General features: G+C 42.4%; 22 protein-coding genes. 19 read left to right on the top strand and 3 right to left on the bottom strand.

Annotated elements, in window-relative coordinates; all coding sequences use genetic code 11:
- Nucleotides 1–446: 446 nt before the first annotated feature.
- Nucleotides 447–896: a thioredoxin-dependent thiol peroxidase gene (gene bcp, locus V6259_RS17150; protein ID WP_341585559.1), complete on the bottom strand. Its 450-nt coding sequence runs from the start codon at nucleotides 894–896 to the stop codon at nucleotides 447–449.
- A 193-nt stretch (nucleotides 897–1089) separates the two neighbouring features.
- On the opposite strand from bcp, the gene dapA reads away from it, so the two are divergent.
- The 7 genes from dapA to V6259_RS17115 all read left to right on the top strand — a co-directional run bounded on the left by dapA (nucleotide 1090) and on the right by V6259_RS17115 (nucleotide 7495).
- Entirely contained in the window at nucleotides 1090–1971 is an 882-nt protein-coding gene (gene dapA, locus V6259_RS17145; RefSeq protein ID WP_341585558.1) for a 4-hydroxy-tetrahydrodipicolinate synthase, read from the top strand.
- Nucleotides 1968–2993 (top strand): hypothetical protein, encoded by a 1026-nt coding sequence (locus V6259_RS17140; protein WP_341585557.1) that lies wholly within the window; start codon nucleotides 1968–1970, stop codon nucleotides 2991–2993. Before dapA ends, V6259_RS17140 begins: the two co-directional genes overlap by 4 nt.
- A 37-nt stretch (nucleotides 2994–3030) precedes the next feature.
- Nucleotides 3031–3747: a phosphoribosylaminoimidazolesuccinocarboxamide synthase gene (purC, locus tag V6259_RS17135; RefSeq protein ID WP_133012218.1), complete on the top strand. Its 717-nt coding sequence runs from the start codon at nucleotides 3031–3033 to the stop codon at nucleotides 3745–3747.
- A 68-nt stretch (nucleotides 3748–3815) separates the two neighbouring features.
- The gene (locus V6259_RS17130; RefSeq protein WP_133012219.1) at nucleotides 3816–5060 is read left to right on the top strand and encodes a lipoprotein-releasing ABC transporter permease subunit; all 1245 of its coding nucleotides are present in this window, start codon (nucleotides 3816–3818) and stop codon (nucleotides 5058–5060) included.
- Nucleotides 5053–5742 carry an ABC transporter ATP-binding protein gene (locus tag V6259_RS17125; protein WP_133012220.1) on the top strand — a complete coding sequence of 230 codons (690 nt, stop codon included), beginning with the start codon at nucleotides 5053–5055 and terminating at the stop codon, nucleotides 5740–5742. Before V6259_RS17130 ends, V6259_RS17125 begins: the two co-directional genes overlap by 8 nt.
- A gap of 136 nt (nucleotides 5743–5878) precedes the next feature.
- Nucleotides 5879–6727 carry a DNA ligase gene (locus V6259_RS17120; protein ID WP_341585556.1) on the top strand — a complete coding sequence of 283 codons (849 nt, stop codon included), beginning with the start codon at nucleotides 5879–5881 and terminating at the stop codon, nucleotides 6725–6727.
- Between the two features lie 75 nt (nucleotides 6728–6802).
- Nucleotides 6803–7495: an alpha/beta fold hydrolase gene (locus V6259_RS17115; protein WP_341585555.1), complete on the top strand. Its 693-nt coding sequence runs from the start codon at nucleotides 6803–6805 to the stop codon at nucleotides 7493–7495.
- Nucleotides 7496–7547: 52 nt separating this feature from the next.
- Here the strand turns inward: V6259_RS17115 and V6259_RS17110 are convergent, their stop codons facing one another.
- A complete protein-coding gene (locus tag V6259_RS17110; protein WP_341585554.1) occupies nucleotides 7548–7856 on the bottom strand; it encodes an ArsR/SmtB family transcription factor in 309 nt (102 codons plus the stop codon).
- A gap of 178 nt (nucleotides 7857–8034) precedes the next feature.
- Nucleotides 8035–8850, bottom strand: coding sequence for an exodeoxyribonuclease III (xthA, locus tag V6259_RS17105; protein ID WP_341585553.1), 816 nt, complete (start codon nucleotides 8848–8850; stop codon nucleotides 8035–8037).
- Between the two features lie 176 nt (nucleotides 8851–9026).
- Here xthA and gorA point away from each other — a divergent pair, with 176 nt between their 5' ends.
- The 12 genes from gorA to V6259_RS17045 all read left to right on the top strand — a co-directional run bounded on the left by gorA (nucleotide 9027) and on the right by V6259_RS17045 (nucleotide 21317).
- Nucleotides 9027–10403: a glutathione-disulfide reductase gene (gorA, locus tag V6259_RS17100; protein WP_341585552.1), complete on the top strand. Its 1377-nt coding sequence runs from the start codon at nucleotides 9027–9029 to the stop codon at nucleotides 10401–10403.
- A gap of 232 nt (nucleotides 10404–10635) precedes the next feature.
- On the top strand, nucleotides 10636–11217 hold the full coding sequence (locus V6259_RS17095; protein WP_341585551.1) for a DedA family protein: 582 nt from the start codon (nucleotides 10636–10638) through the stop codon (nucleotides 11215–11217).
- The gene (locus tag V6259_RS17090) at nucleotides 11214–12347 is read left to right on the top strand and encodes a D-alanine--D-alanine ligase (protein ID WP_341585550.1); all 1134 of its coding nucleotides are present in this window, start codon (nucleotides 11214–11216) and stop codon (nucleotides 12345–12347) included. The genes V6259_RS17095 and V6259_RS17090 overlap by 4 nt, the downstream gene beginning before the upstream one ends.
- Nucleotides 12348–12381: 34 nt before the next feature.
- On the top strand, nucleotides 12382–12930 hold the full coding sequence (locus V6259_RS17085; protein ID WP_133012226.1) for a hypothetical protein: 549 nt from the start codon (nucleotides 12382–12384) through the stop codon (nucleotides 12928–12930).
- Between the two features lie 3 nt (nucleotides 12931–12933).
- Nucleotides 12934–13692 carry an NRDE family protein gene (locus V6259_RS17080; RefSeq protein ID WP_341585549.1) on the top strand — a complete coding sequence of 253 codons (759 nt, stop codon included), beginning with the start codon at nucleotides 12934–12936 and terminating at the stop codon, nucleotides 13690–13692.
- Between the two features lie 9 nt (nucleotides 13693–13701).
- Complete coding sequence (locus V6259_RS17075) at nucleotides 13702–14142, top strand: YHS domain-containing (seleno)protein (protein WP_341585548.1); 441 nt, start codon at nucleotides 13702–13704, stop codon at nucleotides 14140–14142.
- A gap of 14 nt (nucleotides 14143–14156) precedes the next feature.
- Nucleotides 14157–14618 carry a hypothetical protein gene (locus V6259_RS17070; RefSeq protein ID WP_207923244.1) on the top strand — a complete coding sequence of 154 codons (462 nt, stop codon included), beginning with the start codon at nucleotides 14157–14159 and terminating at the stop codon, nucleotides 14616–14618.
- The gene (locus V6259_RS17065; RefSeq protein ID WP_341585547.1) at nucleotides 14612–16375 is read left to right on the top strand and encodes a lysophospholipid acyltransferase family protein; all 1764 of its coding nucleotides are present in this window, start codon (nucleotides 14612–14614) and stop codon (nucleotides 16373–16375) included. The genes V6259_RS17070 and V6259_RS17065 overlap by 7 nt, the downstream gene beginning before the upstream one ends.
- A complete protein-coding gene (locus V6259_RS17060; protein WP_341585546.1) occupies nucleotides 16375–17259 on the top strand; it encodes an alpha/beta fold hydrolase in 885 nt (294 codons plus the stop codon). The genes V6259_RS17065 and V6259_RS17060 overlap by 1 nt, the downstream gene beginning before the upstream one ends.
- Nucleotides 17260–17447: 188 nt before the next feature.
- The gene (locus V6259_RS17055; protein ID WP_341585545.1) at nucleotides 17448–18920 is read left to right on the top strand and encodes an aminoacyl-histidine dipeptidase; all 1473 of its coding nucleotides are present in this window, start codon (nucleotides 17448–17450) and stop codon (nucleotides 18918–18920) included.
- Between the two features lie 221 nt (nucleotides 18921–19141).
- Nucleotides 19142–20113, top strand: coding sequence for a transposase (locus V6259_RS17050; RefSeq protein ID WP_341585544.1), 972 nt, complete (start codon nucleotides 19142–19144; stop codon nucleotides 20111–20113).
- 361 nt (nucleotides 20114–20474) lie between these two features.
- Nucleotides 20475–21317, top strand: a complete 843-nt coding sequence (locus V6259_RS17045) for a 2Fe-2S iron-sulfur cluster-binding protein (RefSeq protein ID WP_341585543.1) — start codon at nucleotides 20475–20477, stop codon at nucleotides 21315–21317.
- The last annotated feature ends 47 nt before the right edge of the window (nucleotides 21318–21364 follow it).

Genomic DNA, 21364 nt, shown 5'->3' with positions numbered 1-21364 from the left:
CCACAAATGAGGGTCACATTAAGTTGATCAGAAGCCGTAAACATGAGTCTTTTATTCCAATTTAAAAAATGAAAGACTTTATGGTTTTTGGAAGAGACTGCTATGTGGGGTTTAGCCGACGCTCACTCAGTAAATGTTTTTATCAGAAATAATTAAGCCCGTTTTATTGTATAAAACGGGTTTTTTTTGATCAAAAATTCTCTCTTACTTTATTCTGTCTTACTCTTTGAATAGGGCGCTTAAATTGGTGCTTTTAGATTGAGAGTAAAGTGCTGAAGCATCGGAGAAGGAGGGCGAGATATTAAGCATGCATTGTTACGATGTTTTATCTAAAAACGAATGTGAGTTTGTGTTGTATTTAATGTGTCTTGTGATCGGATTGGTGAATGATTTTCAGTTAAGTTGCTTTCCAGCTAAGAAGTAGGTTAGCTGGAAAGTCGCTCATACTAACCAATAATTTGAGCTGTATGGTCTTTGGTTTTTACTTTTTCAATAATGTCACTAATGACGCCTTGTTCATCAATCACGAAGGTGGTTCTCACTGTGCCCATGTACTCTTTCCCCATGAATTTTTTCAGTCTCCAAGTATCATACAAATCGTGCACTAGGTGTTCAGGATCTGAAATTAATGAGAAAGGCAGTTCATTTTTGGCGATGAAGTTCTGGTGGCGTTTTTCAGAGTCGGTGCTGATGCCTAGTACAACAAAGCCTTTTTCAAGTAATGTCTCATAGTTATCTCGCAAATTACACGCCTGTGCGGTACAGCCTGGTGTGGAATCTTTCGGATAAAAGTACAGAATGACTTTTTTTCCACGGAACTGACTTAGCGTAATGTTTTCACCGTGCTGGTCTTTTGCAAGAAAATCTGGTGCGCTCTGGCCTACTTTTGGTGTCATATGTCATCTCCAATAATGTAACAATAGTTGTGAAAAAGAGTGCAATATTATTAGCTTACCAAGAGATGTTTAAAAAATCTTCACGAAAAAACGCATCCTTGTAATTTACTCTCGCTTTACAGGTCTGGATTATTGTTAATCAAGAGTCTGGGCGGTACTATATGTCCGCTTATTATTTTATCGGAGGCTCGCAATGATCACAGGTAGTTTAGTCGCTCTCATTACCCCTATGACATCGAATGGAGCGGTGGACTCAAAGAAATTAGATGATCTGATAGAGTTTCACATCGAACAAGGAACCCATGGCATCGTTGCGGTGGGAACGACGGGAGAATCTTCTACACTGACTCCTGAAGAACACTCCAATGTTATTCGCCAAGTCATCAAAACAGTCAATGGGCGTGTGCCGGTGATTGCCGGCACAGGTGCAAATGCTACTCACGAAGCAATTGACCTTACTCTTGCTGCCAAAGAAGCGGGTGCTGATGCTTGTTTGTTGGTGACGCCATATTACAATAAACCAACCCAAGAAGGGCTTTATCAACACTTTAAAGCCATTGCTGAAGCCGTTGATATTCCACAAATTCTTTATAATGTACCAGGTCGTACGGCATGTGATATGCAGAACGACACGGTAGTTCGCTTATCAACAGTGAAGAACATTGTCGGTATTAAAGATGCAACGGGTGACCTAGAGCGTGGTCAAGCGTTAATCGACGCGTTACCAGCAGAGTTTGCCGTGTATTCTGGTGATGATCCTACCGCCGTAGCGTTAATGCTAATGGGTGGAAAAGGAAATATTTCTGTCACTGCAAACGTAGCACCTAAAGCTGTTTCTCAAGCCGCAGAATTTGCTTTAGCTGGGAATGCAGAGTCTGCTCATGCAATGGACCAAAGTATTGCACTATTGCACATGAACCTTTTTGTCGAATCTAACCCAATACCAGTGAAATGGGCATGTGCTCAGCTTGGTCTTTGTGAAAATAGTATTCGCCTACCTTTGACGGTACTTTCAGAAGCGCATCATGAGGCGGTTAAACAAGCCATGGTGCAAACGGGAATTCTCTCTCTATGAATAAAAAAACGATCAAGCTAGCAAGCGTAGGCGCGCTTGCTATTGCACTGTCGGGTTGCAGTCTTCTTTTAACAGACCATTCTAATGACTATCGTAATGAGTCTGTGAATTCTGTGGTATTAAAAGTGCCTGCCGGCGCTCTTCAGGCTAGAGATGATTTAGTCATCCCGAACGAAAATAAAATTGCAGATCTAACAAAAGATTCAAAATTTGTTGTTCCTCGAGCTGTTTTTGTTTTCTACCCTATGGCTAAAATTGCCGTTGAAAGTTCGCAAGATAGTATCGTTTTCGATGTGCCAGCGAATATGGTGCAATCTAAGAAAATGATCAAAGATTTTCTTATGGCCTTACACGGCGATGGTGAGTCTGTTGCAAGCACGGCAGATAATAAAATCGTAAGTGTTCCATTCGAGTTCATCAAGCAAGGTTGGTGGGCTTCTATATGGAGTGACATCTCACGCAATTTCCCTGAAACAATAGTGTTCTCATTTTCCTTCAAAGAGACCGAAAAAGGCACGCTTGTCTCTGTGCAATATAAAGTGGAAGAGAATGGTAAAGACACCTCAGGTTGGATGAATCCTACATCAAGAAATGATGTTTATGCCGATGTGGTTCGATTATGGGGAGACATGGGCAGGCAAGTGAATAAAACCTCGGTTTATCTTTCCGAACAAGGCAATAAAACGCCATTTCATGTTTGGATAGACCATCGCGGAATTTTTGCCATCCATTTAAATTCGAATAATACAACGGCTGATTCCTTGGCGTCTCAGTTAGCGTTGGCCGGATTGAAGCCAGTAACTGGAAAAGAAAATACCCTATCCGTTCTGCCTTCAAAGGATACAAAACAATTCAGTGTTGCGCCCATTGCGGGTGCCGGAAAAGTGTTAGCTTGGGACAAGCGTGAATATAAGTACAATATCGTTCATCAGAAAGCAGGTGACTTTCTTGTGATTGATGTATCTGCTTCACCAAACCCTGAAATAACATCATTTCTTTTAGCACAGCGTTTTGTAAAATAAAAGATTAACCCTCACAGCAACAATCGGAGACGCTCCAATGGAAAAACGACAAGAGCTATATGCAGGTAAGGCAAAATCTGTATTTAAGACAGATGATCCTGACAAAATGGTTCTAGTATTTCGCGATGATACTTCTGCATTTGATGGCAAAAAAATCGTGCAGCTAGATCGTAAAGGCATGGTGAATAATAAATTCAATGCTTTCATCATGACTAAGCTACAAGAAGCGGGTATTCCTACGCATTTTGAAAAGTTACTGGGTGAAACAGAATGCCTTGTTAAACGCTTAGATATGATGCCGATTGAATGTGTTGTGCGTAACGTTGCAGCAGGCAGTCTTTGTCGCCGTTTAGGCGTTGAAGAAGGGCTACCACTTAATCCACCAACGTTTGAGTTGTTCCTTAAAAACGATGCGCTTGGTGACCCAATGATTAACGAATCACATGTTGAATCGTTTGGTTGGGCAAAAGCAGAAGACCTCGCTAAAGCAAAAGAATTAACTTATAAAGTCAATGGTGTTCTTAAGGCTTTGTTTGCTGAAGGTGGCATGATTCTAGTGGATTACAAACTAGAATTTGGCGTATTTAAAGGCGAAGTTGTTTTAGGTGATGAGTTTTCTCCAGACGGCTGTCGTTTGTGGGATGCTCAGACAAAAGAAAAGCTAGACAAAGACCGTTTCCGTCAAGGTCTGGGTGGTGTTATTGAAGCGTATGAAGATGTAGGGCGTCGTATTGGTATTAATTTCGACGCTTAGATCTAGGTAACGGAGTTTAAATGAAGGGGCTATTTTGCCCCTTCATTTTTTACATATAAGGGGTTGCTTTGATTAATTTTCTTCCAGTTCGTATCGGATTACGTTACGCCAGAGCAAAACGCTCGAATCACTTTATTTCCTTCATTAGTTTCTCATCTATTGCTGGTTTAGCATTGGGTGTCGCTGTATTGATTACCGTATTATCCGTGATGAACGGTTTCGATAGAGAGTTACAAAAACGCATTTTAGGTATGGTCCCTCACGCCACATTATGGGGAACACCAGTTTTACCTAATTGGCAAAAAGATATGAAAATCATTGAAAAAATGCCTCATGTAGTCGGTGTTGCACCGCATACTCAAGCACAAGTAATGTTTCAGTCAGGCTCGAGTGTTCACGGTGCTCTTTTGAATGGTATTAATCCTGAGATGGAGAAAAAGGTCTCTATCATCAATAAACATATGATTTCAGGATCGTTAGATGCTCTTAATACGACCAATTTTGGTATCGTTTTGGGGTCTCAGTTAGCCAAAATGCTAGGGGTTCAAATCGGTGACAAGGTTACCGCTATTTTGCCCAGAGCAAGTGTTTCTATTGCAGGTGTCACGCCGGTATTAAAGCGTTTCACTTTAGTTGGTGTATTTGAAGTAGGGGCAGAGTTAGACAGCAGCCTTGCTTACATCAATATAAAAGATGCGGCACTGCTCAAACGATATAAAAAAGATCAAGTAGAGGCGTTGAGGATCAGTTTTGATGATCTGTTTGTGGCACCTACTGAAATTTGGGATATAGCGAGAGCGATCCCAGGTCTAAACAGAGTGAGTGATTGGACTCGAACTCATGGCAATCTTTTCCGTGCGATTAAAATGGAAAAAACCATGATAGGTTTGCTATTACTACTTATCGTTGCCGTGGCGGCTTTTAATATCGTCTCTACACTGGTAATGGTGGTAACGGATAAGCGTAATGACATCGCGATATTAAGGACGATGGGCTTAACGTCACGACAAGTGATGTGCGTATTTATTGTCCAAGGTATTTTTATCGGCTTGCTAGGAACCTTAATTGGCTTGGTAATTGGTATTGCTCTGGCACTCAATGTCAGCAGTATTGTTAATTGGTTACAACACTTACTCCACGTGCAATTTATGAGTCCAGATGTGTACTTTATAAATTATCTTCCTTCTGAATTAGAATGGTCAGATGTGAAGATGATTGTAACGAGTGCTTTCGTAATGACGGTAGCGGCCACCATCTATCCGGCGTGGCGTGCATCAAAAGTAGAACCGGCTGAGGCGTTACGTTATGAGTAAGGAAATAGTACTAGAATGCAAATCATTGTCGAAGCAGTACTTGGATGGCAAGCAAACGGTTGATGTATTTCGCTCTATTGATTTCTCCCTTCATAAAGGTGAAGCGTGTGCGATTGTCGGTGCCTCTGGCTCAGGTAAAACAACCTTGCTTAACTTGTTGGCTGGATTGGATTTGGCAAGCAGCGGGGAAGTAAAGCTAGCGCAGGTTTCTTGGTCGAGTATAAATGACGCCAAGCGTGCCAAAATGCGTAACAAAGAGATGGGGTTTGTGTATCAATTTCATCACCTTCTTCCAGAGTTTAGCGCACTTGAAAATGTAATGATGCCGATGTGGATTGCTGGTACATCTAAAGCAGAATCAAAAAAACAAGGCGAGCAACTGTTGTCTCAAGTGGGGTTGGGGGAGCGTTTAAATCATAAGCCTTCTCAACTTTCTGGTGGTGAGCGTCAGCGTGTTGCCATTGCCAGAGCGCTCGCAAATAAACCTGCATGTGTGCTGATGGATGAGCCGACAGGGAACCTTGATGAAGCAACGTCTCAAGACATTCAAGACCTAATTAATGAGTTAAAAGTTTCACATAATATGGCTTTTTTGATTGTTACTCACGATGAGAAGATGCTTGGCTGGATGGATTCGGCTTATCGATTATCACAAGGTGAATTGTCTTCAATAAAAGGCTAATTTACTTTCTTAAAGGTAGTTTAGCGAAGTGAAAGCTATAGTGATAAAACCAATGGATGGTTTTATCACTTGGTGAATTACACATTAGTGATTAGAAATAAACATTATTAAATAGCGCAAATCCAAGGAGTGGATGATGATATTTAAAATAATAGTACTGCTGTGTTTGTCTTTCCCCATCATGTTATCTGCTAAGCCAGATGCACAATTAGCAAAGAACTATTCTGATCGTATCGACGTTCGAGACTTTTTAGTCAGTGAAAAATACGACGGTGTTCGAGGCATTTGGACTGGGTCGACGTTGTTAAGTCGGACCGGGGAACCTATTCATGCACCAAGGTGGTTTACCGAAAAATTACCTAATATTTGGCTCGATGGTGAGCTTTTCTCCACGCGTGGAAATTTCCAATTCGTAGCCTCCGTAGTCACTAAAAATACCCCGATAGACAGTGAATGGCGCCAAATACGCTATATGGTATTTGATGCTCCAGATTTTGAACGTTCATTTCTTGAGCGCAGTCAACGTTATACCCGCATTGTGGAACAACTTGATTTACCCTTTGTTATTGCCATTAAACAGTTCACCGTGATGGACAATCAAATCCTCAGCGACACACTAGATGACTATGTTGCTAACGGAGCGGAAGGCTTAATTTTGCATCGCAAGACGGCATTGTTTAAAAATGGTCGTACTGATAACTTACTAAAATTAAAACCTTTTATGGACGCTGAAGCCCGCGTGGTCGCTTTGACAAAAGGTGAGGGTAAGTACACTGGAATGATGGGGGCTTTGGTTGTAGAAATACCGTCCGGTATTAGGTTTAAAATTGGCACAGGATTTTCAGACAACGAACGTATGAACCCACCGAATATAGGCGATATTATTACCTATAAATATCACGGTTATACCAATAAGGGGATTCCTCGTTTTGCGAGTTTTATGCGAGTACGTTATCCAGTAGATACCGTGCCTCTGAAAGATTAACCCGTTGTGTGTTTGTTTTTGATGCAGCAGTTTTTTGTGTATTAGGTGAACGTTCGTTTTTAGGTGAGGGCTACTTTGAAAGATATATATTGTTTGCCGGGCACTATGTGTGATGAAGGGTTATGGCAGTTTACGCAACCACTGCTAGGTAATGTGAATCTAAAGCATGTTGTGTTACCTGAAGTTGATACGCTGGATGGCATCGTCGAAGCATTAAGTCTGTTATTACCTAATGAGCCGATTCATCTACTAGGATTCTCAATGGGAGGGTATTTGGCGAGTGCTTTTGCGCTGAAATACCCTGAGCGAATAAAGCAGCTGATGGTCGTATCAAATGCGGCTCAAGGTTTACTTGAGAGAGAAGTGGTGCAGCGAAAGCAGGCTTTAAATTGGGTGCTACGGCACGGCTATAAAGGCATCCCTAAGAAAAAAGCAATCGCGATGCTAGGCAATCATAATAAAAATAGTGATTTTATTATTCAAGTGATTCAAGCAATGGACGCGCGTTTGGGAGAGCGTGTTTTCGTGCAACAACTTAGTAGTTCGTTAGACAGGCCTTCATTACTTTCTCAGCTTGAAAAGAGTTCGATTGATCTGTGTTTTTGTGTTGGAGAAGAGGATGTGCTTGTACCACTCGAGACATTTAAGTTGCTTGAATCCAATGCTCGCTTCTTATGCAGTACAGTTAAGCACTGTGGTCATATGATCCCACTTGAGCAGCCAGTTTGGTTTGCCCAAAAGCTAATAGCGTTCTTTCGATTTGAATGAAGGTACACAGGTTTTCATAAAGCTAGGTTTGCGGTATCAATCGATGGATTTGTTAGGGGCAAAACAAATCATGCAGAGTACGAATGAGTGTTTCTACCTTAGCGTCGCCAATACGATAAAAAATAGTTTGAGAATCACGTCTTGTTTCCACTAAGCCATCTTTTCTCAGTATAGCTAAATGTTGCGATAAGGCGGATTGGCTGAGGGGAAGTTTGTTGTTAAGAGCGGTAACAGACAGCTCCTCATCCAATAGATAACAAAGAATCATTAGGCGATTTTCATTGCTAATTGCTTTTAAAAAACTAGCAGCTTGTGAGGCTTGCTGCACCATCTGATCAAGTGGAACTACATTTTTTTGCATTCGTTTTGTCCATTAAGGATAAGTGGTTGGATTACTTTATTGCATCTCTTTTTATCAATTCATCCACATAGTCTGTGGATAAATCTGGGGGTAGTCTTCGCTGATCGTGGTATTTCTCATAAGGGGCGCCCGTCGGATAGGTTTGGTTAAAAAACGATCAGAGTTCGCCCCGTTGAGTTTACTTATCGATATTGAAGGTTGACCAAATAGGAGCATGGTCTGATGGTTTCTCTAATGCTCTTAACTCATAGTCTACATCGGACGCTTCTAAGTATGGAGTGAGCCCTTTTGAAGACAGAATAACATCGATGCGAAGGCCGCGTTTTGGCTCATCTGCAAAGCCTTTTGAACGGTAGTCAAACCAGCTGAAACGATCATTTTTTGTTGGGTTAAGCAGGCGATAGCTATCGTCAAAGCCCCAATCTATTAGGGCTTTAAGCCATTCACGTTCTTCTGGTAAGAAACTGCACTTACCGGTTCGTAACCAACGCTTCGCATTGACTTCGCCAATACCAATGTCTAAGTCTGTTGGCGATATATTGATGTCGCCCATGACGATGATTTTTTCATCTGGAGAATGGTTTTCTAAGTAGCTCATTAGGTCTGAGTAAAATTTCCGTTTGGCGGGAAATTTCGTCTCATGATCTCGACTTTCACCTTGTGGGAAGTAGCCATTGAGCACTTTTACCGGGCCTTGTGCCGTGTCGAAGGTGGCGATAATCATACGACGCTGGGCGTCTTCATCGTCTCCTGGAAAGCCGTATTCGACAGAAGTCGCTTCTTGTTTACTAAAGATCGCTACGCCGTAGTGAGATTTTTGACCATAGTAGTACGCATGATAACCCACAAACTCAGGGATCTCGTGAGGGAAGGCCTCATCGTGTACTTTTATTTCTTGTAGGCCGATGACGTCGGGTGCGTGTTTTTCAACAAGCGCCTCGATTTGATGAGGGCGTGCACGTAAACCATTGATGTTAAAAGAGACAAATTTCACTGTCATTCCTTGCTAATCGAATTTCGTTAATCATACCCAGTTGTGCATCGAGCATAAAGTGAATGATGACGATGGTTTCATTGTTTTTACTCATCTAGTTGACAGAATGGCTTTTTACTTGGTTCGTGCTGCTGGTACACTGCGTGTCATCTATATTCAGTTTGGCGGAGATAATAATGTCATATCAATACGATTTGTTTGTAATTGGCGCAGGTTCTGGTGGTGTTCGTGCGAGTCGTGTCGCGGCTTCCAAAGGCTATAAAGTGGCAGTGGCTGAAGGCAGTGCACTGGGTGGCACTTGTGTGAACATTGGTTGTGTGCCAAAAAAATTGTTTGTTTATGGTTCTGAGTTTGGTCATGGTTTTGAACAGGCGGCCGGTTTTGGTTGGAACACACAAGGTGTTTCTTTTGATTGGGCTACATTACGTGATAATAAAACCAAAGAAATCGAACGCTTAAATGGCATTTATTCAAACATGTTGAATAATGCCGGTGTGGAAATCGTGTCAGGTTTTGCCTCGTTTGTGGATGACCACACAGTAGAAGTGAACGGCGTGCAATACACGGCAGAGCGTATCTTGATTGCAGTCGGTGCTAAGCCTTTCATACCAGTATTTGATGGCAGTGAGTTTGTTGTCAGTTCTAACGAAATGTTTTTCTTAGATGAATTGCCTAAGAAAGCCTTGGTGGTCGGTGGTGGTTATATTGCCGTCGAATTTGCGGGCATTTTGAATGGTTTGGGTGTCGCGACTTCCTTGGCGTATCGTGGCGATCAGTTGTTGCGCGGCTTTGACCAAGATATTCGAGAGTTTGCATCAGAAGAGTATCGTAAGTCTGGCATCGACGTGCGTTTGAATACCGACGTTAAGTCGATTGAATTAGCAGACGTAGCTCAACCAGAAGGTGAGCGTATTGTTCATTTCCAAGATGGTCATTCCGAAACGTTTGGTTTGGTGTTATACGCAACGGGTCGAGTGCCAAACATTGACGCGCTTTCTTTGGAGAAAGCGGGCATAGAGACGGGCAAAAATGGGGCGGTGAAAGTGGACAACAATTTCACCACCAGCGCTTCTAGTGTGTTTGCACTGGGTGATGTAACAGACAATATTCAATTGACGCCAGTCGCGATCAAAGAAGCCATGGCGTTGATCTCTTACTGGTTTGATGGCAAAGAAATTGATTTTGATTACGACAATATCCCAACGGCTGTGTTCAGCCAGCCATCCATTGGCACGGTCGGCCTGAGCGAGCAAGAAGCGGAGAAACGTGGTTTGGATTTCCGTGTATATCAAACTGATTTCCGTCCTATGAAACACACGTTAAGTGGCAGTACAGAGCGTGCTTTGATGAAGTTGTTGGTGAATAACGCCGACGACAAAGTCATTGGCGCCCACATGGTCGGAGATTATTCGGGTGAGATCATGCAAGGCTTGGGTGTCGCGTTAAAAGCCGGCGCAACCAAAGCGGATTTTGATGCCACAGTGGGTGTTCATCCTACTAGCGCGGAAGAGTTTGTTACTTTTTCTGATGCGGCATTAAAGCCTAGAAAATAGCGTTCTTTCAAATCAATTAATACACCTATCTCTCTCAAAAGGCACGCTTATTTAAGTGTGCCTTTTTTAGTTTTCTAAGATAACTCCACCTTATAAAACAGTATTTTGACTGTTTTTAATAAAAAAAATTTTTTTTGTAAGAAATATCACGTCAATAACGACTAACCTTAAACTACTACTTAAGCGTGTTTATTCCATTGAATAATACGGGTTATTGCCAGCGAGGCTTTTTTTGATAATTGAATTACAGCAGTTAATTAGTTCAGGACATTATCCAGTATGGCTAGTCATGGTGGGGATTGTATTATTGTCTTATCTATTAGAAGACGTTGCAATTGTGACCGCTGCTTCGCTTGCCGCACAAGACGTTCTATCACCTAGTCTTTCCTTAGTTGCCATCATGTTCGGCATTATTACAGGTGACGCTGGCCTATATTTTTTAGGAGTTTATGCTAAAAAATCCCGCTGGTTGCGTTATCGCGTTTACACCAATAAATACTTCAATTTCATCCGTGCTCGTTTTCAAAATGGCGTATTTATCAATCTTTGTATTGCCCGCTTTATTCCAGGATTACGAACTGCTGGATTTACCTTAAGCGGCTTTTTATCTGTTCCCTTTAGCCTTTTTCTTAGTGCGGTAATGTTATCCACTACGATCTGGGTTGCTCTCGTATTTACTTTTGTCTATCGATTAGGCAGCAGCGCTTGGGTTCAGGCTGCTCAATATCAATGGATGCTCATCTTAATTGCCGGCGCTGTGTTATTTGCCGCAAATCGTATTATTCGTCATTCTATTTCAAGAAGGTTGTCATGAATTCAAAATTAAGCACGCCCTATATAGAGGCAGGTAAAATTAACGCAGGTATGCCGTATTTAGAGGAGGACACTGGTGTATCCGTGTCGTCTTATGAGTTTATGCCTAGCTGGGTTTTTTATACGCCTGTTGTTTTACAGAGCCTATTGCTGGCTGTTCGTTATGGCGATATTCGTTTGCCGTTAGTAGCGAATCCAACCATTTTCTTGAGTGGCATGGTAGGGGAGTCTAAACACGATATTTTAGTATTGGCAGGTCCTGTTGCTAAGCCTTGGATCTCACCGTTTATTTCATTGATCAAAACACGAGACTCTTTGGATGACCAAGATACTCATGCAAAGCAAGAGCTTGAAAAAGCAAACTTAACCTTCCCTATAGTGGCAAAGCCGGATTTAGGCTGTCGTGGTGTGGGGGTCAAATTAGTTAAAAATGAGCAGCAGCTTAAAAGTTACATTGATTCTTATCCATTAGGAGCGCGTTACTTATTACAAGAAAAAGCCCCTTACGAGGCTGAAGCGGGTGTGTTCTACGTTCGTTATCCGAATGAATCAAAAGGCAAAATTATTTCCATTACGCTCAAATACACTCCATCTGTTGTGGGTGATGGGGTATGCACACTTAAAGAATTGATTGAGCAAAGTCCGAGAGCAGGAAAACTGAGTCATCTGTATTTTCCACGTCATGAAGATAAGCTAGATTGGGTATTACCTGAAGGCGAAGAGTTTCAGCTCGCGTTTGCTGGTAGCCATAGTCGAGGTTCAATTTTTCGTGATGGTAATAAGTACATTACGGAACAATTGACCCGCAAAATGGACGAAATTCTCGCAGATGTAGATGGTTACTATTATGGTCGTCTGGACGTTAAATTTCGTGACATACATAGTTTCATGGAAGGCGAGAACTTCACTATCTTAGAGTTGAATGGTGCCAGTAGTGAGGCGGCTCATATATGGGACCGAAATACCCCACTAAAAGAAATCTATAAAACGTTATTGTCACAATACCGCATGTTGTTTGAAATCGGCGCGCAACAGAAAAAACTCGGTCATCGCCCAGCATCAATTAAGACATTAATTGGCGCATGGAAAGAAGAAAAAGAGCTTATGAAGCACTATCCAATGACAGACTAACAGATTCATTATTATTTTATTGGAGGGCGTGTTTATGCCGCTGAGTTCAACAATGGCGCAAGGTTCGAAAGAGTATTGTGCTAATGACATCATACTGGGTTGCTTAGAGACGTTGCAGCAAGGTCGTCAGTTTTTGACGTCTATTGACGATGAACAATATTGTTATGTGGCCGCGCCACATGTCGCGAGTTCAATCGGCGGGCATTTTCGTCATTTGCTGGATGTTTTTGAGGCTGTTTATAAAAACCAACAATGCATCGATTACAACTTGCGTCGTCGTGGTCATGGAATAGAAACATCTAAAGTGGCCGCATTGACAGCAATAAATCAATTAATAAGCTGGTTACAGTTACTTGAGAATGACGTGTTAACAATGCAAACACGAGTCATTACAGAGGTCTGTTTGAGTAAAACACAACATGGTGAAATGGGGTCAACCGTTGGTCGTGAGCTTACTTTTGCCGCGTTGCACGCGACTCATCATTTTGCCATGGCCAATGTCATTGTGAGTCTTCTTAATGGGCGTGTAAGTGATCAGTTTGGGTATGCACCGTCTACCGTCTCCTATTTACGGGATCAATAAGTTATGTGTTCAGTGTCCTGGTTATTAGACAATGATGGCTATCAGGTTTTCTTCAATCGCGATGAACAAAAGACGCGAGCTTTGGCCTTACCTCCGAAGCATATAGTGTTGCAGGATGTGGCTGTTTTAATGCCCATTGATCCAGTGGCTAAGGGCAGTTGGATTAGTGTCAACGAATACGGTTTAACACTGTGTTTATTGAATAATTATCAAGGCCAAGCACCAAGTGGCGTATTAATTAGTCGTGGTCAATTGGTAAAGCTTTTATCTAAATCACAAAACTTGGCTGCGTTGGAATACGAATTCAGTACTTTAAATCTGGCTCGTTATGCACCTTTTACACTGTTGGTTTTTGATGCTGAATTAAATAATCAACAAGGTAAGGTGATGGCTTTTGAGTGGGATGGAATGTGCTGCAATACGTTTCCTGAATGGTCCCCTCGTTTTTCATCAGGCATGGATTTGGACAAAGTTAAGCGTGCACGAAATGACGCCTATCAAGATTGCATAGAGAGCGGTGAATGCTTTCAAAACCTTCTGACCTTGCATGCAAGCCATCATCCAGATCATTTGCATAAATCGTTTTGCATGCACAGAGAGGACGCACACACCGTGAGTTTTACTCATGTGCAAGTCACTGCTCGAAGTCAAAGTATGTCTTATGTTGCTGGTTCACCATGTGAAAATTTAACGCAAGAGGCGGTAGTGTCAAACCGCATACCATTATTAGCGAATGCCACGCCAGATTTACTGGCTTGTTAGGAGAGTGAAATGAAAAAATATTTCTTGTCATTATTGTTGTTAATAAGTTCGTTTAGCTATGCCCAAGATCTTGTTTATACAGGCTATTTTAATAACAAAGCATTAAGTGGGTACGATACAGTTGCTTACTTTACTGATAATAAACCGGTGGTTGGCGACAAAAAATTTGTTACTAAGTACAAAGGAGCAGATTGGTATTTTGCTAACGAAGAACATTTGGCTCTGTTTAAACTCAATCCAGAAAAATACGCACCACAATATGGTGGTTACTGTGCTTGGGCCATTGGCGCTCAGAGTAGCTTTGCCTCCGCGGATCCTGAGCAGTGGGCTATTGTGAATGGCAAACTGTATTTAAATTATGATGCTGACATCAAAGCAAAATGGGACAAAGATCCATCAGGCTTTATTGAAAAAGCAGACAAGGTTTGGCCTAAACTTATTTCTGAATAGAAAGGAGCGCTATTATGAAAAAAATCATTCGTTATCTTCCCATTGTTTTTATCGCTTTTATTTTTTTGCAGTCTTTAGTGTTTAAATTTTTAGGCTCTTATGAAACTCAGTATATTTTTGGCGTTTTAAGTAGCTGGTCCGGTTTACATTGGTTTAGGGATTATGGTGCTTATCTTGTTGGAGGTTCAGAGTTAATTGCTACTGTATTGCTGTTTACTCGCTTTCAATTTTACGGTGCATTACTCAGTGTTGGAGTGATGACTGGGGCCATTTTTTTCCATCTATTTACTCCGTTAGGTGTTCTCATGCCAGAATTTAATGCAGCTGGTGAAATTGTAGGAAATGATAGTGGTGTCTTGTTTGGCATGGCTTGTTTGGTCTGGTTAGCGGCTTGCTTCGTGGTAACACGCCATGTGTTAGAAAAACGCGCTGCAGCCTGTCAAGCGTCGAATGCTAGAGGCGAGCCTTTATGCTAAACAGTCCCTTTCGTTTGCCTCGCGTAACGCCGTTTGGTCTTGGTGAGTCATTTGTCGAATGGTTAACGGGTTTGGATAAACTCGATAATTTGTATCAAAAACGACCGGGTAATTTGTCGAGTTTTGATTTCATGCGTTACACCCTAGATGGTCTTGATATCGAGTATGAGGTGTCATTAGGTAGTACCAGTAATATTCCAGAACAAGGTCCTGTTGTTATCGTTGCTAATCATCCATTAGGGGCGATTGAAGGTGTAATATTAGCGGACTTGATAGGATCTGTTCGATCCGATGTGAAGGTACTTGCCAATCAATTATTAAAACGTCTGCCTGAAATTAATGAATTGTTTATCGGCGTAGATGTATTTGGCGGAAAAAGTAGTAAAGCAACCAATGCGGCTGCGATCCTTGAGGCTAATAGACATTTAACGAATGGCGGTTTATTGATTGTGTTTCCTGCGGGAGAAGTCTCTACTTATCCTAAAGGATCGAACAGTTTAACGGACATTGAATGGCGTAACTCGGTGGCTAAATTCGTAAAACGGAGCAAAGCGACCACAGTACCTATCTTTATTAATGGTCGTAATAGCCCTTGGTTTTACCGAGCAGGAAACGTTCATCCGCTATTAAGAAGCGCTTTACTAGGGCGTGAACTGCTGAATAAAAAAGCCACAAATATCTCCATTTCTATTGGCTCTGCGATCCCATTTTCTGAAGTCAGTGATTTTTCTAATGATAAGGACATGGTTAATTATTTTCGTCTCAATACCTATTTGATGAGCCCGAAGGAAACTCCGAAAAACACAATAGCGGATCAATCTATTGAGAGTATTTCGGGGTTGCCTATTATCGACGCCGTTGATGCTGATACATTGCATGAAGAGATTACAAATTTACCTGAATCCTTCCACCTGTTAGATCAGGGTGATTTCTCAGTATATTGCGCACCCTCACAATCTATTCCGTATTTAATGCAAGAAATTGGACGTGTGCGCGAAGAAAGTTTCAGAATGGTCGGCGAAGGCAGTGGTTTAGCGTGTGACCTAGACGATTATGATTTGTACTATCAACAATTGTTTGTTTGGCACAAAAAAGATAAGCAATTGGTTGGCGCTTATCGTTTAGGGATGGTCGACAAACTGATTGAACAGCATGGACTCGATGGCTTGTATTCTCGTAGTTTGTTTCATTATGACCAAGCGTTTATCGATACATTAGATTACAGCATTGAAGTAGGGAGATCGGTTGTTGCGGCGCCTTATCAAAAAAGCCTTAATGCATTGCTGATGCTATGGAAAGGCATCGCGACTTTTGTTTATCGCCACCCTAATTATACGCATTTATTTGGCCCTGTTAGCATCAGCAGTGAATACAGCCTGATTGCTCGCCAATTAATGGCTGAGACCTTGTCTATTCATTACTACGATGAGCAGAAAGCGAGTTTAGTGTCACCTTCCACACCATTCTCTCGCAGCCATAGCCCATTTTGGCAAACAGGCATGTTGTCTGCTTTAGCAAGTGTTCAACTGTTATCAAAAGTTCTCTCTCGTATGGAAGAAGGTAAAGGTTTACCTGTGTTGCTGCGTCAGTATTTAAAAATGAACGGCAAGCTTGTTTGTTTCAATGTAGACCCTACGTTTCAAGATTGCTTAGATGGTTTGATTGTTGTGGACTTAAAAGCCGTTCCAGTGCAAACCTTGTCTAAATACATGGGTAAAGAAGAAGCCCAGAGTTACTTATCGGGAAACATTGAGTAATGCGCTATCTTAAGAAAATACTTGCTAAGGTAATTACAGGCACCGAGTTACCCCAAGAAGCGGAGAACAACGCTAAATTAGTGCAGCAAGTACGTGCCACACCTGGATTAATTCACGACCATGTTATTAAAAGTCAATGCTCGCAAGGCCGTAGTGAAGTGCATTACGTCAGTAGTGATAATAGAGTCATGGCAAGGCCTACTGTGCTCTTTGTGCATGGTAGTCCTGGTAGCTGGGAATCTTTTGCGCCTTATTTTTTGCAGCCATCTTTGTCGGAAGCGTTTCGGCTTATATCTATAGATCGGCCTGGTTGGGGATTATCTACGTTTCCAGGTAAAGCATTTCCTAGCGAATTAGCCGAACAAGCCCGAGTGCTTGGCCCTTCAATTGAAGCGATTTACCAGCAAAATAAACAGCAAAAAATTATCTTGGTAGGACATTCATTAGGGGGATCACTCGTGCCAGTATTGGCTGCCACTTACCCTGATTATGTTCGCAGCGTGGTTATTCTGGCGGGTGATGTGAACCCTGTGTTAGCTCAACACCGTTGGTATAACAGTTTACTGGCGTGTGTGCCTCGCATTTTAGTAGCAAAACATTGGTATCACTCTAACTTAGAAATACTGGATTTAGCGAAGAGCTTAGCCAATCAGCAAGAAATGATGGCTCAAGTGCAACAGCCAATCAGCATTATGCAAGGGACAAACGATAGACTGACCGATCCAAAAAATGTACATTTTGCCGGTTCATTATTTCAACAAAGCGCTTTGACAATACAATGGGTTCCAGACAAAGGGCACATGATCAACTTAATGTGTGTGGATCTAGTCAAAGCAGCGATTGTGCGTTCGCATGAAAGTAGCGAATCAGATTCCGTTCCGTAGCGTCAAATTCATGCACTAGCTTTATTAAAAAATGACTTAGTTGATGGTCTTCAAAGGCCAATTCTGCATCATTTTTTTAGATGAACATACGTTTTGTGCATAGCCCTTAGTCTTAATTTCAATTGCTTCATATTCTCTGTTTGTAATAATGCTGTTATGCATATTTGCCTAATAACAAAGAGATAGACATGAATCAGATTTTAACGACACTTGAACCGCACGCCATTTGGAAACATTTCCAAACCCTTTGTAATATTCCTAGACCGTCTTACCACGAAGCCGCATTACGTGATCACCTTATCGCTTGGGCGCATGACCTTGGGCTAACCACCTATGTTGACCCAGTAGGAAATCTGGTTATCCGTAAGGCCGCATCCAAAGGAATGGAAAAAGCGGAAACTGTCGTGTTGCAGGGGCACTTGGACATGGTGGCGCAAAAAGACGCTGGCGTGGATCATGATTTCGAGACAGACCCTATCATCACTCGTGTTATCGATGGCTGGGTGCATGCAACTGGTACGACTCTTGGTGCAGACAATGGTATTGGTGTCGCCGCGGCTTTGGCTGTGTTGGAATCGACCGATTTACAACACGGACCAATCGAAGCATTGTTTACCATCGAGGAAGAAACCAGCCTACGCGGAGCTTTACAACTCGAAGAAGGCATTCTTAAGGGTAAAATCTTATTGAATCTAGACTCCGAAGACCGAGGCGATGTGTACATCGGTTGTGCCGGTGGAATGGACATTAATGTAGATAAACATTATGAGGTATTGCCAGCAGAGCAGGGTGCTCAAGCGTTCACTGTGACCATCACAGGTTTACGTGGCGGTCACTCTGGTTTGGATATTCACAAAGGCCGTGCCAACGCCAATGTATTACTCGTTCGTTTTCTTAACGGACTCAAATTGTCCTATCCTGTTGGTTTGAGTGCTTTTAGTGGTGGTACGTTACGCAACGCTATTTCTCGCGATGCGAGCGCTACGTTTAATTATGACCCAAAAGACAAAGCGGCCATCGAGCAATGCATCGAACAATTTAAACAGGACACCCAAGCGGAATATGGCAGCATTGAAGCAAACCTAGAGGTACTAGTGAGTGATGCCAGTGTCGATACTCAGTTATCAGCAGAACAACACACCGCATTAATCAACGCTCTTAGCTGTGCGCCACATGGCGTTAATCGTATGAGCACGGAGCTAGAAGGGGTGACAGAAACCTCTTGCAACCTTGGCGTGATCAACCTAAAAAACAACCCAGAAGGTGGCAAATCTTTTGATGCTTGTTTATTAGTTCGCTCTCTAGTGAACTCCGCTGTGGATCACTTATCAAACACCGCGAAATCCGCGTTCAGCTTGATAGACGCAAACGTAGTTTTGGAAAATGGTTACCCAGGCTGGCGCCCTGATCCAAATGCTGGCTTATTAAAGCACTTCTTAACCGTACATAAAGAAGTCACGGGGCAAGAAGCGAACGTCAAAGTCATCCATGCAGGCCTTGAATGCGGCATAATCGGCGCGAAATACCCAGGTATGGAAATGGTCTCCTTCGGACCAAACATTCGCGGAGCGCATTCACCAACTGAAAGAATGGAAATAGACAGCGTCGGCGACTTTTGGCGCTTACTGGTTGCCTTATTGGCGTCTACACCCAAAGCATAAGCATCGTATCTTTAGCGTTAATTCCCCTCCCATTAGCTTTGATGGGAGGGTTGCGCTGGCTCGCTATTTTTATTGCTTCCATTTCAAAATCTACGGAATCTACGTGCCACCCACCTTAATACACAACAGTCATTACGATTTTAAGTCGTCAGCTTGATCATAGGGAAATCACATCTATACTGTATAAATGTACAGTCAAATTAGAGTGTGAGGTTGTTAAAATGCCTAGGTCAAGAAGTGATCAAATCAGCGTTGATGATACGCCTTATTATCATTGCATTTCGAGATGTGTCCGTAGGGCATTTCTATGTGGTGAAGACGCATTAACAGGTAACAGTTATGAGCATAGGCGCGGTTGGATTGAGAGGCGATTATTGTTCTTAGCGAGCGTATTTGCTATTGATGTTTGTTCTTATGCGGTGATGAGTAATCACCTTCATGTGGTGTTGCATATCAACCAAGACAAAGTCAAAAATTGGACAAGACTGGAGGTTTTGCAGCGTTGGCACAAACTCCATAAGGGTACGATTTTCACTCAACAATACGTGAGAGGCGAGTCGCAACGAGACTTTGCTTTGAGTTTGGTTGAGGCGTCTGTTGATACCTTTCGGGATCGACTTATGGACATTAGTTGGTTTATGAGGGAGCTTAACGAACCCATTGCACGGCAAGCAAATCTTGAAGACGCTTGCACAGGAAGGTTTTGGGAAGGACGGTTTAAATCTCAAGCTTTATTGGATGACGCGGCGTTGATTGCTTGTATGGCGTATGTGGACTTAAATCCTGTGCGATCGGGTATAAGTGATAGCCCCGAGCGTTCTGATTTCACAAGCGTTAAAAAACGTGTTCAAGCAGCCCAAGAAAACCAACAGCCAAAAGCTTTATTTCCTTTTGTCGGAAATCCAAGAAAAAAGATGCCTGCAGGTCTGCCATTTCTACTGCAAGACTATTTAGAGTTGGTCGATATGACAGGACGAATAATCCGAGAAGACAAAAAAGGTGTCATTGACGCATCACTTTTGCCTATCCTACAGCGGCTCAATATATCTTCTGATAACTGGCTTTGTATCGCTACTCAATTTGGCGAAAAGACAGCGAGTATTGTAGGGAGTGAGCTTTCTATTGCGTATTACTGTGAATCGAACCGAAGGCTGCGAAAGCCTAGGCAGTGTGGCACAAAGCTTCTTGCTTAAAACCTAGATCTCAACAATAAGAGACACTTTTTATTACTGGCAATCACGCTGGTGGTATTTGCTCGTATCGGTTTTTTGTTTTCCTCTTTTTTACTTCCTGATTGGTCAAGCGTCGCGAGTTGACCTCGTTCTAACCCTCAATGACAATACCATTTTAGCCTTTGGTAATGAGAGTATAGCCGTGTATTGATGGCTGTCTTGATAAGTTAAAGTGGGTGTCTTGTTAGTAGGCTGTTAGAAGACTTTGAGTGAGTGTCCCGATAGTGCTGAAAGTAAAGTGGGTGTCTTTATAGTGCTATTTTGCTTTGTGTTTTCTAGTCTATGGCATAATGGGTTAATTATTATTGAGTTAGGTTGAAGTATGGGCTCGCGAACACTGTCTATTTGTTTGGATGGAAGGGTAATTGAGGTTGATGAAGGCGATAATTTGCTGACGTCGCTGCTTTCCCATGGAGCGGATGTTCGCTACGGCTGTCGTGCTGGTGTTTGTGGTGCATGTCGTTTGTACGATAGTGATCATGGGCATTCAATTCTATCGTGCCAAACATCCGTTGTTGCGGATTTATCGCTGTCGGTTCAGTTACCTTTTGTTTTTTCTACTTTTTCTCTGCTTCATACTGAAACATTAAGCGATGAGGCGGTGGCGTTAACTTTGTTGGGCCCTGGTGATGATTCTTTTGGTGATCGAGTTAATGTGGGTGTCTCAGTAGCGGGGGGCGAGGCGTTTATTGAGTGTATGGCGGTGAATGTGGCGGCTGAGCCTTTGACTGTTGTGCTTCAAAAAGCCTTGTTGTCTGCGGATGCTTGGTCGTTTGTGCTGGCGTTACGTACGGAAGATTCTCTTCAAGTGAGCAGCGCCTTAGGGGTGCGAAAAGGGCGTTTGTTGTATGAGTTAGGTCTTGACGATACGGCGCTGGTGGTGGTTTCGACGTTTGAAAATCAGGTGTTCGAGCCATATTGGCAGGCGGCGTTGTTGGATTTTTCTGCTCACTTTCTTGGTCAATATCATTTTGTACGCCATCAAACCGCAGAGATTTCTTTACAAGATCCTAGCTTGGGTGCATTTTTTGAGCGTACTCAGGCAGAGGTCGAGGGCGCGCCGTTGCATGTTATCTATCATGGTCAAAATATATCAGAGCAGAGCTGGAGTCGAGTACTTCGCCCTTTGAGAATACGTGTTAATCAGTTGCATTTTGTGCGCTAGTCTAGATACGTTAGTCTAGAAAGGACGCGTTTTTTGACTGTTTGCAA

The sequence above is a fragment of the Marinomonas sp. TI.3.20 genome (genome assembly GCF_038155025.1).
GTDB lineage: Bacteria > Pseudomonadota > Gammaproteobacteria > Pseudomonadales > Marinomonadaceae > Marinomonas > Marinomonas flavescens.
This window is presented reverse-complemented; position numbering and strand designations above follow the sequence as displayed.